This is a genomic window from Dankookia sp. GCM10030260 (genome assembly GCF_042666655.1).
Taxonomy (GTDB): Bacteria; Pseudomonadota; Alphaproteobacteria; order Acetobacterales; family Acetobacteraceae; genus Paracraurococcus.
In genome coordinates, this window is sequence record NZ_JBHTDE010000001.1 from 1,165,567 (window position 1) to 1,179,836 (window position 14,270).

14 protein-coding genes are annotated in these 14,270 nt (G+C 69.6%); all 14 read left to right on the plus strand.

The features are described from left to right. Positions 1 to 41 precede the first annotated feature (41 nt). Positions 42 to 1,319, plus strand: coding sequence for a phosphopyruvate hydratase (gene eno / locus ACFQS7_RS05620; protein WP_380066035.1), 1,278 nt, complete (start codon positions 42 to 44; stop codon positions 1,317 to 1,319). Positions 1,320 to 1,559: 240 nt separating this feature from the next. Beyond that, positions 1,560 to 1,892, plus strand: coding sequence for a septum formation initiator family protein (locus ACFQS7_RS05625; RefSeq protein WP_380066036.1), 333 nt, complete (start codon positions 1,560 to 1,562; stop codon positions 1,890 to 1,892). A 646-nt stretch (positions 1,893 to 2,538) separates the two neighbouring features. Continuing rightward, entirely contained in the window at positions 2,539 to 3,567 is a 1,029-nt protein-coding gene (gene pdhA / locus ACFQS7_RS05630; protein ID WP_380066037.1) for a pyruvate dehydrogenase (acetyl-transferring) E1 component subunit alpha, read from the plus strand. A gap of 1 nt (position 3,568) precedes the next feature. Continuing rightward, positions 3,569 to 4,972 (plus strand): pyruvate dehydrogenase complex E1 component subunit beta, encoded by a 1,404-nt coding sequence (locus tag ACFQS7_RS05635; RefSeq protein WP_380066038.1) that lies wholly within the window; start codon positions 3,569 to 3,571, stop codon positions 4,970 to 4,972. 13 nt (positions 4,973 to 4,985) lie between these two features. Continuing rightward, positions 4,986 to 6,383, plus strand: a complete 1,398-nt coding sequence (locus tag ACFQS7_RS05640; protein WP_380066039.1) for a pyruvate dehydrogenase complex dihydrolipoamide acetyltransferase — start codon at positions 4,986 to 4,988, stop codon at positions 6,381 to 6,383. Next, positions 6,380 to 6,772, plus strand: coding sequence for a VOC family protein (locus tag ACFQS7_RS05645; protein WP_380066040.1), 393 nt, complete (start codon positions 6,380 to 6,382; stop codon positions 6,770 to 6,772). The genes ACFQS7_RS05640 and ACFQS7_RS05645 overlap by 4 nt, the downstream gene beginning before the upstream one ends. Beyond that, positions 6,769 to 7,257 carry a GNAT family N-acetyltransferase gene (locus tag ACFQS7_RS05650; RefSeq protein ID WP_380066041.1) on the plus strand — a complete coding sequence of 163 codons (489 nt, stop codon included), beginning with the start codon at positions 6,769 to 6,771 and terminating at the stop codon, positions 7,255 to 7,257. Before ACFQS7_RS05645 ends, ACFQS7_RS05650 begins: the two co-directional genes overlap by 4 nt. A 2-nt stretch (positions 7,258 to 7,259) precedes the next feature. Next, a complete protein-coding gene (lpdA, locus tag ACFQS7_RS05655; RefSeq protein ID WP_380066042.1) occupies positions 7,260 to 8,657 on the plus strand; it encodes a dihydrolipoyl dehydrogenase in 1,398 nt (465 codons plus the stop codon). Positions 8,658 to 8,683: 26 nt separating this feature from the next. Beyond that, positions 8,684 to 9,664: a lipoyl synthase gene (lipA, locus tag ACFQS7_RS05660; protein WP_380066043.1), complete on the plus strand. Its 981-nt coding sequence runs from the start codon at positions 8,684 to 8,686 to the stop codon at positions 9,662 to 9,664. Further along, a complete protein-coding gene (locus ACFQS7_RS05665) occupies positions 9,664 to 10,137 on the plus strand; it encodes a type II toxin-antitoxin system RatA family toxin (RefSeq protein ID WP_380066044.1) in 474 nt (157 codons plus the stop codon). Before lipA ends, ACFQS7_RS05665 begins: the two co-directional genes overlap by 1 nt. A 50-nt stretch (positions 10,138 to 10,187) precedes the next feature. Further along, positions 10,188 to 10,505 (plus strand): hypothetical protein, encoded by a 318-nt coding sequence (locus ACFQS7_RS05670; protein WP_380066045.1) that lies wholly within the window; start codon positions 10,188 to 10,190, stop codon positions 10,503 to 10,505. An 83-nt stretch (positions 10,506 to 10,588) separates the two neighbouring features. Beyond that, positions 10,589 to 11,215, plus strand: a complete 627-nt coding sequence (locus ACFQS7_RS05675; protein ID WP_380066046.1) for a glutathione S-transferase family protein — start codon at positions 10,589 to 10,591, stop codon at positions 11,213 to 11,215. Between the two features lie 68 nt (positions 11,216 to 11,283). Beyond that, positions 11,284 to 12,348: a threonine aldolase family protein gene (locus ACFQS7_RS05680; RefSeq protein ID WP_380066047.1), complete on the plus strand. Its 1,065-nt coding sequence runs from the start codon at positions 11,284 to 11,286 to the stop codon at positions 12,346 to 12,348. Between the two features lie 163 nt (positions 12,349 to 12,511). Then, a complete protein-coding gene (locus ACFQS7_RS05685; RefSeq protein ID WP_380066048.1) occupies positions 12,512 to 14,203 on the plus strand; it encodes a hypothetical protein in 1,692 nt (563 codons plus the stop codon). The last annotated feature ends 67 nt before the right edge of the window (positions 14,204 to 14,270 follow it).

Sequence of the window (14,270 nt, forward strand, 5' to 3'; positions counted from 1 at the left end):
CGTCTTATGGCCGGCGCACCCAAAGCGACCCGGAGACGCGCATGTCCGCCATCGTCGACATCATCGCCCGCGAAGTCCTCGATTCGCGCGGCAACCCGACCGTGGAAGCCGAGGTCCACCTCGACACCGGCGCGGTCGGCCGCGCCATCGTCCCCTCCGGCGCCTCGACCGGCGCGCATGAGGCGGTGGAGCTGCGCGACGGCGACAAGGCCCGCTACGGCGGCAAGGGCGTGCTCAAGGCCGTCGCCAATGTCGAGGGCGAGATCTTCGACGCTCTCTCCGGCATGGACCCGGAGGAGCAGGTCAAGATCGACGAGACGATGATCGAGCTCGACGGCACGCCGAACAAGGCCCGCCTGGGTGCGAACGCCATGCTGGCGGTCAGCCTGGCGGTGGCCAAGGCGGCGGCCGAGGACCTGGCGATGCCGCTCTACCGCTATGTCGGCGGCGTCTTCGCCCGCACCCTGCCGGTGCCGATGATGAACATCATCAACGGCGGCAAGCATGCCGACAACCCGATCGACATCCAGGAATTCATGATCATGCCGGTCGCCGCCGGCACGGCATCCGACGCCATCCGGATCGGCGCCGAATGCTTCGCGGCGCTGAAGAAGCAGCTGCACGACGCCCACCACAACACCAATGTGGGCGACGAGGGCGGCTTCGCCCCGAATATCGGCTCGGCGGACGAGGCGCTGTCCTTCATCGCCAAGGCTTGCGAGGCCGCCGGCCACCGGGTGGGCGAGGACGTCATGTTCGCCCTCGACTGCGCCTCCACCGAGTTCTTCCACGACGGCAAGTATGTGATGGAAGGCGAGGGCAAGACCCTCGATGCCGGCGGCATGGTCGACTACCTTGCCGCGCTCTGCGCCAAGTGGCCGATCGTCTCGATCGAGGACGGCATGGCCGAGGACGACTGGGCCGGCTGGAAGCTGCTGACCGAGAAGCTCGGGGCCAAGGTCCAGCTGGTCGGCGACGACCTGTTCGTCACCAACCCGGAGCGCCTGCGCCAGGGCATCCAGACCGGCACCGCCAATTCCATCCTGGTCAAGGTCAACCAGATCGGCACCCTGACCGAGACGCTGGAAGCGGTCGAGATGGCGCATCGCGCCGGCTACACCGCGGTGATGAGCCACCGGTCGGGCGAGACCGAGGACGCGACCATCGCCGACCTGTCCGTCGCCACCAATTGCGGGCAGATCAAGACCGGCTCGCTGTCGCGGTCCGACCGACTGGCCAAGTACAACCAGCTGATCCGGATCGAGCAGCAGCTTGGCAGCGCCGCGCGCTATGCCGGGCGGACCATCCTGCGGCGCTGAGCGGAAGCAAGGTTGGGGGGAAGATATTCTCCCCAGACCCCTCATCGATCTTCTGGAGCCGGGACCTGCCGCGCGGCATGTGCCAACCCGCAAAAAGGAAGGGCGGGGTCTGGGGAGGGAATGCATTTTCCTCCGCAACCTTTCCTGCCCATCCGGCACGCGCTGTGGCATACGATCCTGCTTGCCAAAACGCGCCGGCACTGATTCTCTCTCGTCCGGACAGCTTGGGGTTGTGGTTTCATGTCCTTTGGCCGCGCGCTGAAGCGCCGGATGCGTGATGCCGTGCTGCCGGTCGCCTTCGCGGCGCTCTGCGGCTATTTCGTCTGGAACGCCCAGCTCGGCGATTTCGGCCTGGTGGCGCGCGAGCAGAAGCTGGAGAACATCGCCCTGGCCCGCGCCACCCTGGCCAAGGCCGAAGCCGACCGCGAGGCACTGGAGCGCCGCGTCACCGGCCTGCGCGGCGACCGGATCGACCGCGACCAGTTGGACGAGCGGGCGCGCACCTTGCTGAATTTGGTCGGCAAGGACGAGATCGTCATCCCCTACGAACCGGGCAAGCGGCTGTTCCAATAGGCCATTCCAATCCGGCGGCGTGGCCGGACTGCGGTCGCCGATCCAGCGCCAGCCGTCCCGGCGGCCGGTGAACCGCTACGGCAGACCCCGCGCTGCCGCGCAGGATGCGGACGGCATGGCCGTCTGAAGCACGGGGCAAGGAAGGCCGGCGTCAGCGTCCGGCTCCTCCTGGCGCGGTCCCCGCAGCGCCGCTTCATGATCGGGCGGGCAACGCAGCGCGGCGGCGTCCGGCGGGATCATCGCGGTGAGCGGCGGCTCCGGCGGAGGCTTGCCGCGCCGCGCCACGCCCGTGGTGCCGGGCATGTCGCACCGCCTGCCACGCCAGGGCGGGCAGCTGGCGGACCCCATCCGACACCGGTTTTCCGTTCTCGCTCGGTCTGATGGTGGCACGAGAGGGTGCCTGCCGCCGGGCGCGTGCGGATGATGCGCATCGCCGGCCCTGACCTTGGCGGTTCTTGCGCCGCGAAACGGTTTTCCGCAACGGTTGCCCAACGCTGGCGAAACGGCCGCTTTCCTGATTAACCATCTTGAGGTTAATCATCGTATTGCGTTGCAGCATAGGGCTTTTTTTCACTTCGCTGTCGCTTGTCGTGGCGCACCGGGTTGCGTAGATCACGGGGACCGGAGACGAAAGGGAGCCGTCCAGATGGCCCAGGCAGCGGAAACCGCGGGCGCCAAGCGCCGCATGCGGACGGCGAAGGAGGCCTCGATGACGCGGGACCAGCTCCTTCAGGCCTATCGAGACATGCTGCTGATCCGCCGCTTCGAGGAAAAGGCCGGGCAGCTCTATGGCATGGGGCTCATCGGCGGCTTCTGCCATCTGTATATCGGCCAGGAAGCCGTCGTCGTCGGCATGCAGGCCTGCCTCGAGCCGGGCGACCAGGTCATCACCTCCTACCGCGACCACGGCCATATGCTGGCGACGGGCATGGAGGCACGCGGCGTCATGGCCGAGCTGACCGGACGCGAGGGCGGCTATTCCCGCGGCAAGGGCGGCTCGATGCACATGTTCAGCCGCGAGAAGGGCTTCTACGGCGGCCATGGCATCGTCGGTGCGCAGGTCTCGATCGGCACCGGCCTGGCCTTCGCCAATTGGTACCGGGACAGCAAGAACGTCAGCCTGACCTATTTCGGCGAGGGCGCCTCCAACCAGGGGCAGGTCTTCGAGAGCTTCAACCTGGCGGCGCTGATGAAGCTGCCGGTGATCTTCATCATCGAGAACAACAAGTACGGCATGGGCACCAGCGTGGAGCGCGCCAGTGCGTCGCGCGACCTGTCGAAGAACGCCTCCCCCTGGGGCATCCCGGGTGAGCAGGTGAACGGCATGGACGTCGCGGCGGTGAAGGAGGCCGGTGAGCGCGCCGTCGCCCACTGCCGCGCCGGCAACGGCCCCTACCTGCTGGAGATGAAGACCTACCGCTACCGCGGCCATTCCATGTCCGACCCGGCAAAGTACCGCACCCGGGAGGAAGTGCAGAAGATGCGCGAGCAGTCCGACCCCATCGAGACCGCGCGCAAGGCGCTGCTGGAGCAGGGCGTGACCGAGGCCGACCTCAAGAAGGTCGACGACGCGGTCAAGGGCATCGTGCAGGAGGCCGCCGACTTCGCCCAGGCCAGCCCGGAGCCAGACGAAAAGGAGCTCTGGACCGATATCCTGCTTGAGGGAGCGCGCTGAGATGGGTGTCCAGATCCTGATGCCGGCGCTCTCGCCCACGATGACCGAGGGCAAGCTCGCCAAGTGGCTGAAGCAGGAAGGCGATGCGGTGAAGTCCGGCGACGTGATCGCCGAGATCGAGACCGACAAGGCGACCATGGAAGTGGAAGCCGTCGATGAGGGGACGCTGACGAAGATCCTCGTCCCCGAGGGTACCGAGGGCGTCTCGGTCAATGCGCCGATCGCCGAGCTGGACGGCGGCGGCGGTGCCTCGACCGGCGCGGCACCCGGCCACGATACGGCGGCGCCGCAGCACCCGGCCCCGCCGGCCGCGGCCAGCCCCGAGGTCGGCCAGGTGGCCAAGCATGCCGAGGACCCGGCGAAGATCGCTGCGGCCGCCCCGGCGCCCGCCGCGGCCGCGGCGCCGGAGAAGGACTGGGGCCCGACCAAGCCGATGACCGTGCGGGAAGCCCTGCGCGACGCCATGGCGGCCGAGATGCGGGCCGACGACAAGGTCTTCCTGATGGGCGAGGAGGTCGCCCAGTACCAGGGTGCCTACAAGATCAGCCAGGGCCTGCTGGACGAGTTCGGCCCGAAGCGGGTCATCGACACCCCGATCACCGAGCACGGCTTCACCGGCATGGCGGTCGGCGCGGCGATGACCGGCCTGAAGCCGATCGTCGAGTACATGACCTTCAATTTCTCGATGCAGGCGATCGACCACATCATCAACAGCGCCGCCAAGACGCTCTACATGTCGGGCGGCCAGCTCGGCTGCCCGATCGTCTTCCGCGGCGCCAACGGCGCGGCGTCGCGCGTCGCGGCGCAGCACAGCCAGTGCTACGCGTCCTGGTACGCGCATGTGCCGGGTCTGAAGGTGGTGGCGCCCTGGTCCTCCGCCGATGCCAAGGGCCTGCTGCGGGCGGCGATCCGCGATCCGAACCCGGTCATCGTGCTGGAGAACGAGATCCTCTACGGCCAAACCTTCGAATGCCCGACGGATAAGGATTTCATCCTGCCGATCGGCCAGGCGAAGATCGAGCGGCCGGGCAAGGATGTGACCATCGTCGCCTATTCCATCGCGGTGTCCTGGGCGCTGGCGGCAGCCGACGAACTGGCCAAGCAGGGGATCGAGGCGGAGGTGATCAACCTGCGCTCCATCCGGCCCTTGGATAGCGAGACCATCGCGGCCTCGGTCAAGCGCACCAACCGGCTGGTGACGGTCGAGGAGGGCTGGCCCTATGCCAATATCGGCACCGAGGTGGCGATGCAGGTGATCGAGGCGGCCTTCGACTGGCTGGATGCGCCGCCCGTGCGGGTCACCGGCCGTGACGTGCCGATGCCCTATGCGGCCAACCTCGAGAAGCTGGCCCTGCCCACCACCGCCGACATCGTCGATGCGGTGAAGCGCGTGACCTACAAGTAAGGGGGCGGGAACCATGGCAACCAACATCCTGATGCCGGCGCTCTCGCCCACCATGACCGAGGGCACGCTGGCGCGCTGGCTGAAGAAGGAAGGCGACCAGGTCAAGGCGGGCGACATCATCGCCGAGATCGAGACCGACAAGGCGACCATGGAAGTGGAAGCCGTCGACGAGGGCGTGCTGGGCAAGATCCTGGTCGGCGACGGCACCCAGGGCGTGAAGGTCAACGACCCGATCGCCGTGCTGGTCGAGGCCGGCGAGGCGGTGCCGAGCGGCGACGGGGCGAAGGCTCCGGCTCCTGCCAAGGCGCCGGAGCCGGCCCAATCGGCCAGCGCCGCCCCGGCGATCGAGGCGGTGCAGGCCGCCGGCGGCAAGGTCGTCGGCGCGGCGGAACAGCCGGTGGCGGCGCCGGCGCCCCGGCCGGCCGCCACGCCTGCAGCCACGGCCGCGCCGAAGGCCAACGGGCATGACGCGGGCGAGCGCGTCTTCGCCTCGCCGCTCGCGCGCCGCATGGCGCAGCAATCCGGCCTCGATCTGTCCGGCGTGACGGGCAGCGGCCCATCCGGGCGGATCGTCAAGGCGGATATCGAAGCCGCGCTGGCCAAGGGCCCGGCGGCGCAGCCCGCGCCGGCGGCAGCCCCCGCCCCGCAGGCCGCGGCTGCACCCGCCGCCGCCCCGGCACCGAAGCCGGCCGCACCCGCCCCGGCGGTCACCGCGCCGCATACTCCGGTGCCGAACAGCACGATCCGCAAGGTGATCGCCCGCCGCCTGGCGGAATCGAAGCAGACCATCCCGCATTTCTACGTGACGATGGACTTCGAGATCGACGCGCTGCTGAAGCTGCGCGCCGACCTCAACGCGAAATCCGCCAAGGACGGCCCGGGCGCCTTCAAGCTCTCGGTCAACGACCTGGTCATCAAGGCGGTCGCGGCCACCCTGCGGCGCTTCCCCAACGTCAACGCCATGTGGACCGACGACGCGATCCTGCAGTTCCACGACGTCGACGTCTCGGTCGCCGTCTCGACCCCGACCGGCCTGATCACGCCGATCATCCGCCGCGCCGACCAGAAGGGTCTTTCGGCGATCAGCAACGAGATGAAGGACCTCGCCTCGCGCGCCAAGGCGAACAAGCTGAAGCCCGAGGAATTCCAGGGCGGCGGCTTCAGCATCTCCAACATGGGGATGTACGGCGTGCAGTCCTTCTCGGCGATCATCAACCCGCCCCAGGCCGGCATCCTGGCGGTCGCGGCGGGCGAGCCGCGACCCGTGGTGAGGAACGGCGCCCTGGCCATCGCCACGGTGATGACCTGCACCCTGTCGGTCGACCACCGCGTAATCGACGGCGCATTGGCCGCCGAGTTCATGCAGGCGCTGAAGGGCGTGGTCGAGGACCCGCTGAGCCTGATGCTGTGATCGACCACGTCTCGATCACCGTGCCCGATCTGGCCGCCGCCACGCCGTTCTACGACGCGGTGATGACGGCGCTCGGCGTGCCGGTGGTCGGGCGGGATGCGGGCTGGCTCGGCTACGGGCTGCGGGCCGACGCGGCGCATCCGGAGCGGTGCTATCTCTCCGTTCTCGCCGGCGCGGCGCCCGAGCCGGCCTCGCGCCGCCACTGGTGCCTCAAGGCAGCGGACCGCGCGGCGGTGGACGCGTTCTGGCGGGCCGGCCTGGCGGCGGGCGGCGCGGATGACGGCGCACCGGGCCTGCGGCCGCACTATCATGCGGGCTATTACGCCGCCTTCCTGCGCGACCCCGCTGGCAACCGGATCGAGGCGGTGTGCCACGCGGTGCCGGCATGAAGGGCCTCGTGCTGCGCGATGCCACGCCGCAGGACGTGCTGCTCGTGCTCGGCTTTGTCCGCGCGCTCGCGGACTATGAGAAGCTGCTGCACGAGGTGCGGGCGACGGAGGCGGATTTCCAACGCCTGCTCTTCGCCGAGCCGCGCCGGGCCGAGGCGCTGATCGCGGAAGCGGCTGGCGACCCGGTCGGCTTCGCCCTCTGGTACTACAGCGTCAGCACCTTCGACGGCCGGCCCAAGCTTTATGTCGAGGATGTCTTCGTGCAGCCCGCGGCGCGCGGGCGCGGCATCGGCCGGGCGATCTTCGCCGACTTGGCCCGCCGCGCGCTCGCGCAGGGCTGCCTCCGGATGGAATGGTCGGTGCTCGACTGGAACGCGCCCTCCATCGCCTTCTACCGTTCGATCGGCGCCCTCCCGCGCGAGGGCTGGACCCTGCAACGCCTCAGCGGCGACGCGCTCGCGGCGCTCGCCGCCCAGGAGACGTAAAGATGGCCGAACAGACCTTCGATCTCATCGTGCTCGGCGGCGGCCCCGGCGGCTATGTCGCGGCCATCCGCGCCGCCCAGCTCGGCATGAAGACCGCGCTGGTGGAACGCGAGCATCTGGGCGGCATCTGCCTGAACTGGGGCTGCATCCCGACCAAGGCCCTGCTGCGGTCGAGCGAGATCAACCACCTGCTGCACACGCTGGACGCCTACGGCTTTGCCGCCGACAACATCCGCTTCGACATCGGCAAGATCGTCAAGCGCAGCCGCGGCGTGGCCAAGCAGCTCTCGGACGGCGTCCGCTTCCTGATGAAGAAGAACAAGGTCACGGTCTTCGACGGCGAGGGCAGGCTGGCCGGCAAGGGGAAGCTGTCGGTGACCAAGGGCGGTCAGCCGCTGGCCGAGCTCGCGTCGAAGCACATCATCCTGGCCACCGGGGCGCGGGCCCGCGTCATCCCGGGGATCGAGCCCGACGGCAAGCTGGTCTGGACCTACAAGGAGGCGATGGTCCCCCAATCCATGCCGAAGCGGCTGATCGTCATCGGCTCGGGCGCCATCGGCGCGGAATTCGCCAGCTTCTACCTGAACCTTGGCGCCGAGGTGACACTGGTGGAAGTGCTCGACCGCATCCTGCCGGTTGAGGATGCCGAGATCGGCAGCTTCGTGCAGAAGGCCTTCGTCAAGCAGGGCATGAAGATCATCACCGGCGCCAAGGTGCAGGGCCTGCGCCGCGGCGCCGACGAGGTCACCGCGATCATCGAGGCCAACGGCAAGGTCCAGGAGATCACCGCCGACCGGGTCATCTCGGCCGTCGGCATCGTCGGCAATGTCGAGGGCATCGGGCTGGAAGGCACCGGGGTGAAGGTCGAGCGCGCCCATGTGGTGATCGACGCGTATTGCCGCACCGGGGAGCCGGGGGTCTATGCGATCGGCGACCTTACCGGCCCGCCCTGGCTGGCGCACAAGGCGAGCCATGAGGGTGTGCTTTGCGTCGAGCACATCGCCGGCATGCATGTCCACCCGCTGAACATCCTGAACATTCCCGGCTGCACCTATTGCCGCCCGCAGGTCGCCAGCGTCGGCCTGACGGAAGCCGCGGCCAAGGCGAAGGGGCATGAGGTCAAGGTCGGCCGCTTCCCCTTCATCGGCAATGGCAAGGCCATCGCCATGGGCGAGCCCGAGGGCATGATCAAGACGGTGTTCGACGCCAAGACCGGCGAGCTGCTCGGCGCCCATATGGCCGGGCCCGAAGTGACGGAGATGATCCAGGGCTACACCATCGCCAAGACCATGGAGACTACCGAGGCCGAGCTGATGGAGACGGTCTTTCCGCATCCGACCATCTCGGAAGCCATGCACGAGTCGGTGCTTGATGCCTATGGCCGGGTGATCCACATCTAGCGCCGAACCCACCGGGCATTTCTGGCATGGCCACGCGCATCGACATCGACCACCGGGCCGTCCCGGCCGCGGAGGGGACTATCCTTCGCCACCCGGAGAAGGCCAACCGGCCCGACAACCCGATCCAGCGGAAACCCGCCTGGATCCGGGTCAAGGCGCCGAACAGCCCAATCTACCACGAGACCCGCAATCTCATGCGGGACAACAAGCTGACCACGGTCTGCGAGGAAGCCGCCTGCCCGAATATCGGGGAGTGCTGGTCGCAGCGCCACGCCACCATGATGATCATGGGCGAGACCTGCACCCGCGCCTGCAGCTTCTGCAACGTGGCGACCGGGCTGCCGAAGGCGCTCGACGCCGACGAGCCGCGCCGGGTGGGCGATGCGGTGGCCAAGCTCGGCCTCCGGCATGTGGTCGTCACCAGCGTGGATCGGGACGACCTGGCCGATGGCGGGGCGGAGCATTTCGCCGCGACCATCCGCGCCATCCGTGCCGCGGCGCCGGGCACCACGATCGAGATCCTGACCCCCGACTTCCTGCGCAAGAACGGCGCGCTCGAGGTCGTGGTCGCTGCCCGTCCCGACGTCTTCAACCATAACCTGGAGACGGTGCCGAAGCTCTACCCGACCATCCGTCCCGGCGCCCGCTACTACCACTCGCTGCGCCTGCTGGACCGGGTGAAGCAGCTCGACCCGACCATCTTCACCAAGTCGGGCGTCATGGTGGGCCTCGGCGAGCAGCGGATCGAGGTGCTGCAGGTGATGGACGACCTGCGCTCGGCCGAGGTCGATTTCCTCACCATCGGGCAGTACCTGCAACCCACGGTGAAGCACGCCGCGGTGGACCGTTTCGTCACCCCGGATGAATTCGCCGACTATGCCCGGATGGCCCGCAGCAAGGGCTTCCTGCTGGTCTCCGCCACGCCGCTGACCCGCAGCAGCTACCACGCTGACCGCGACTTCGCTGCGCTGCGTGATGCGCGCGCCGCGAGCCTGGCCGCCGCCTGATGCCGACGCACGCTGAGAAGAAGATCCTGCGCTACACACCGGAGCAGTTGTTCGACATGGTGGCGGACGTGCGTCGCTATCCCGAATTCCTGCCCTGGTGCGTCGGCGCCCGGTTGATCTCGCGCAAGGATGACGAGCTGATCGCCGACCTGACCATCGGCTTCAAGATGTTCCGCGAGACCTTCCGCAGCTCCGTCACCCTGGAACGGCCGCACCACGTGCATGTGCGGTACTTGACCGGCCCCTTCCGCTACCTGAACAACCACTGGCGCTTCCACCCGCACCCGCAGGGCACCGAGGTCGATTTCTTCGTCGACTTCGAATTCAAGTCGCGCCTGCTTCAGGCGGTGATCGGCACCGTGTTCAACGAGGCGGTGCGGTTGATGGTGCGGTCCTTCGAGCGGCGCGCGATGCAGCTCTATGGCCGACCCGCGCCGCCGCCGGCCGGCGCGGCAGCCGCGCCGCAGGCCTGACCCGCCTGCCTGAACGGTTTCTTCACCCCGCCGCCGGCAGGCTGCGGGGCATGAAAGCGCTGGTCCGGCTCCTCCTCTGCGTCCTCCTCCTCGGCACCGCCGTTCAGCAGGGCTGGCTGCATGCGGGGACGCGGCTCGTGGTCGAAACGCTGGGTGGGCCGGCCGCCCTTGAACCGCAGGCGACGCTGGACGGCATGCTGCTGCTGCGCCGCCTGACCGGCGCCATCGGCATCCTGCCGGACCCCTGGTACAGCCTGGCGATGATGGTGCTCGGCAGCATCGCCCTGGTGCTTGCCGTCTCGGTGATCGGCGGCTGCAGGCGGATCGCCACGCGCTTCTCCGGCTGGCTGCGCGACGCTTCGGTCTGACGGCCGCGGCCATCAGCCGGGCTGATCTGCCCATCACCGCTTTGCGTTTGCCCGTTGCGCGCCGGGCGGGCGAGGCTCGGCGCATGGGATACATCCTCTACGGGGACCGGCGCTCCGGTTCCGCGATGATCGAGCTGGCGCTGGCCGAAATCGGCGCCGAGGCCGAGCTGCGGTCCGTGTCGGTGGACCAGGACGCGCAGCTGGCGGCGGAGTACCGCCGGATCAATCCGATGGGCCGGCTGCCGACCCTGATCCTGCCGGACGGCACGGTGGTGACCGAAAGCACCGCCATCCTGCTGACCCTGGAAGCCCGCCACCCGGAGGCCGGGCTGCTGCCGCCCGCCGCCGATCCTGGCCGTGCACGCGCTTTGCGCTGGATGATGCTGGCGGCGAGCGAGATCTATCCCTGCGTCACCCGCTACGACTACCCGGGCCGCTTCGGCGCCGACACCGCCTCGATCCGCGCGCGCGCGGTGGAGATGGCCCGCGACTTCTGGCAGCTGGTCGCGGCCGGCGCGCAGCCAGCGCCCTTCGTGCTCGGCGAACGGCTCTCGCTGGCCGACCTGACCCTCGCCGTGCTGTCCCGCTGGATGGGCAACGAGGCCTGGATGCCCGACAACTGCCCGCCTATCCAGGCCCTGGCCCGCGCCGTCGCCACCCGGCCTCGCCTCGCCGCGGCCTGGGCGCGGCATTTCGCGGTGCCGGACTGAACGGCCTGGCCGGGTTGCCCGGCGCCGCCATCCGTCGCAGCTTGGCGCCGATTTCAGGGATTCCCGCCATGGTCCATGCTCCGCCCCGCCCGCCCGCCGGCGCGCCGCGCACCCGCATCAACCTCTACTCGGACACCCAGACCCGCCCGACCGCGGCGATGAAGGACGCGATGATGCGCGCCGAGGTCGGCGACGAGCAGCATGGCGACGACCCGACCGTCCACGCGCTGTGCGACCGCATGGCGGCGCTGATGGGAAAGGAGGCGGCGATGTTCCTGCCCTCCGGCACGATGTGCAACGTCGTCGCCATCCTCACCCATTGCCAGAAGGGCGACGAGGTGGTGGCGCACGAGACCGCGCATATCCTGACGAGCGAGGGCGGCACCCATGCGGCGCTGACCGGCGCGCAGATCATGGGACTGAAGGGCCCGCGCGGCATGTTCAGCGCGGACGACCTGCGCGCCGCGATCCGCCCGCGCACCCGCTACACCCCGCCGCAACGCCTGCTGGAGGTCGAGCAGACCGCCAATATCGGCGGCGGCGCGGTCTGGCCGCTGGCGCAGCTGAACGCGGTGGCCGAGATCGCCCATGAGCAGGGCTGGGCGACCCACATGGACGGCGCGCGGCTGATGAATGCCTGCGTCGCCGCCGGCATCGCGCCGAAGGACATGGTCGCCGGCTACGACAGCGTCTGGCTCGACTTCACCAAGGGGCTCGGCGCGCCGCTCGGCGCCGTGCTCTGCGGCAGCAGCGAGTTCATCGGCGCGGCCTGGCGCTGGAAGCAGCGGCTCGGCGGCTCGATGCGCCAGGCCGGGCTGTCGGCCGCCGGCTGCCTCCATGCGCTTGACCACCATGTCGACCGGCTGGCGGAGGACCATGCCAATGCCAAGGCGCTTGCCCGCGGCCTGGCGCAGATCCCCGGCGTGGTGGTCGAGGAACCCGACACCAACCTGGTCTTCTTCGACATCAAGGACGCCGGGGTCGACGTGGCGACGCTGCAGGCCCGCCTGATCATGCAGGGCGTCGCGGTCAGCGGCCTCGGCGGCCGGGTGCGGGCGTGTACGCATCTCGACGTCACGGCGCCGATGATCGAGGAGGCGGTGGGGCTGATCCGCGAGGCGCTGGCCGCCTGACGGCACCAGGTCTGCCGCCTGCCGGGAACTGCCACGGGCCTTTCCAACCCGCCGTTTCTGTTCCAGGAATGTAACGGCAACGTGGGCTTCCGCCTTCCCGCAGTCACGTGCCATGGAACGACGCATCGTTGCATGGCCGTGGAGCACGCGTGTGGGATCGGTCGTGTCCGCCGCCGGCCTGGCGCTTGGCTTCCCCTTGGCCGCGTCGCTGGTCGGCTGGGCCCTGCTGCGGCGGGTCCGCGACCTGGATGCCGAGGAGCGGCTCGCCGCGGCCCTCGGCGTCGGGATCGCGGTCCTCGCCGGGGCGCAGTTCCTGGCCTTCGCCACCGGGCTGGGGCAGGGGGTGGTCGTGCTCGGCATGGCGCTGGCGGCGGCCCTGGCCTGGCTGACCGCGCCATCGCCCCCGGCGCTGCGCTGGGATCCCTGGTTGCCGGGGCTGGTGCTGCTGGCCTGGCTGCAGATCTTGCTGATCGAGGCGGTGCTGCCGGGCTTCGCCGGCGGCAATTGGTACTTCGACTGGTGGATGCACTACGACGCGGCGCTGATCTTCCTCGGCGAGCGTGACCCGCACACGGTCTGGGGCCAGGATTTCAGCATTGCCTCCCGCAACCCGCTGTTCAACTTGGCCGTCGCGGCACCGATGGGCTTCGGCGGCGGACGGTTCTGGGCCTTCCAGGCAACGGCGGCGACGACCAACGGCGCGGTCGTGCTGGCGCTGTATCTGGTGCTGCGCGGCCTGTTCGGGCGCCGCGCCGCCATCCTCGGCGCCGGGCTGGCCTGCCTGAACATCTGGCTGATGCACCTGGCTTGGTTCACCTGGAGCAAGACCCTCGTCGCCTTCTACCTGCTGCTGGCCCTGCACTTCCACCTGCGGTCGCTGCAGCGGGAGGCCGCCGACGCGGCCGCGGCGGGACGGGATTTCGCCGGATTCTGGCTGGCCTCGGTGCTGGCCTTCCTGACCCACCAGCTGGCGGCCCCCTATGTCGCGGCGCTGCTTGCGCACGGCGTGGTGTGGGCCTGGCGGCAGGGGCGGCTCGGCGCCTTCCTCGCCCCGCGGCGGCTCGGCGGCTACGCCTTGGCCACGTTGGCGCTGCTGGCGCCCTGGTATGGCTGGCTGCTGGCGGAATTCGGCCCGGGGTCGATGCTGCGCGCCTCGCCATTGCTGGCGATGAACGAGACGGCGGTGACGCCGGTCGGCCTGCTGCACGCCATGGGGATGAATGCGCTGCACAGCATCGGGCCGGTCTTCGTCGACATGCCGCGCGGGCCGATCCGGGCGACCGAGCTCTACCGCTGGCTGACCAAGGTCGAGTTCAACCAAGCCATCGGTGCCATCACCCTGGCGCAGGGGCTGGGGCTGCTGGTCCTGCTGTGGCGGCGCGTGGCAGGGACGGGCCATGCGGGACGGGGTGTCGCGCCCGGCGCGGCCTGCGCCACGGCGCTGGCGGTCTTCGCCCTGCTCGGCGCCGCGCTGTCACTGCCGCTGCACCCGCGGGAGGACCCCTACGGCCTGCTGCCCGCCAACCTCTTTCCGGCGATGCTGGCCGCGCTGGTCTGGAGCGCCGGGCTGCTTGCCCGCCATGCCGGGCGGCGCCTGCTGCGGCTCGTCGTCGCCGTGGCGACCCTTGAGTATCTCGCGCTGTTCTGGTCGCATGTCGCGGCGGTCGGCTGGCTCGACCCGAACGACATCAACAGCGGGCTGAAGGCGACCAACGGGCTGGTCTTCCTGGCCGACCTGCTCGGCCCGGCGCGGCCCCTGGCCATGGCGGCCCTGCTGACGATGCAATTGGCGCTCGGCGTGCTGGCCGCGCGGCGGATTTCCATGGAGCGACTCCCGGCCGACACGGCAGGCTGAAGCCCAGAGAAAGAGGGTGGCGGGGTTTGGGGCGGAGGTTCCCCGCCCCGCTGATCTTCCCGGGAGA

What these genes read in the sequence shown, in the direction of transcription:
- ACFQS7_RS05670 (WP_380066045.1), top strand. Translation starts at nt 10,188, where the DNA reads ATGAAAGCGCTGGTCCGGCTCCTCCTCTGCGTCCTCCTCCTCGGCACC.
- ACFQS7_RS05625 (WP_380066036.1), top strand. Translation starts at nt 1,560, where the DNA reads ATGTCCTTTGGCCGCGCGCTGAAGCGCCGGATGCGTGATGCCGTGCTG.
- lipA (WP_380066043.1), top strand. Translation starts at nt 8,684, where the DNA reads ATGGCCACGCGCATCGACATCGACCACCGGGCCGTCCCGGCCGCGGAG.
- ACFQS7_RS05650 (WP_380066041.1), top strand. Translation starts at nt 6,769, where the DNA reads ATGAAGGGCCTCGTGCTGCGCGATGCCACGCCGCAGGACGTGCTGCTC.
- ACFQS7_RS05680 (WP_380066047.1), top strand. Translation starts at nt 11,284, where the DNA reads ATGGTCCATGCTCCGCCCCGCCCGCCCGCCGGCGCGCCGCGCACCCGC.
- ACFQS7_RS05640 (WP_380066039.1), top strand. Translation starts at nt 4,986, where the DNA reads ATGGCAACCAACATCCTGATGCCGGCGCTCTCGCCCACCATGACCGAG.
- pdhA (WP_380066037.1), top strand. Translation starts at nt 2,539, where the DNA reads ATGGCCCAGGCAGCGGAAACCGCGGGCGCCAAGCGCCGCATGCGGACG.
- ACFQS7_RS05675 (WP_380066046.1), top strand. Translation starts at nt 10,589, where the DNA reads ATGGGATACATCCTCTACGGGGACCGGCGCTCCGGTTCCGCGATGATC.
- ACFQS7_RS05665 (WP_380066044.1), top strand. Translation starts at nt 9,664, where the DNA reads ATGCCGACGCACGCTGAGAAGAAGATCCTGCGCTACACACCGGAGCAG.
- eno (WP_380066035.1), top strand. Translation starts at nt 42, where the DNA reads ATGTCCGCCATCGTCGACATCATCGCCCGCGAAGTCCTCGATTCGCGC.
- lpdA (WP_380066042.1), top strand. Translation starts at nt 7,260, where the DNA reads ATGGCCGAACAGACCTTCGATCTCATCGTGCTCGGCGGCGGCCCCGGC.
- ACFQS7_RS05635 (WP_380066038.1), top strand. Translation starts at nt 3,569, where the DNA reads ATGGGTGTCCAGATCCTGATGCCGGCGCTCTCGCCCACGATGACCGAG.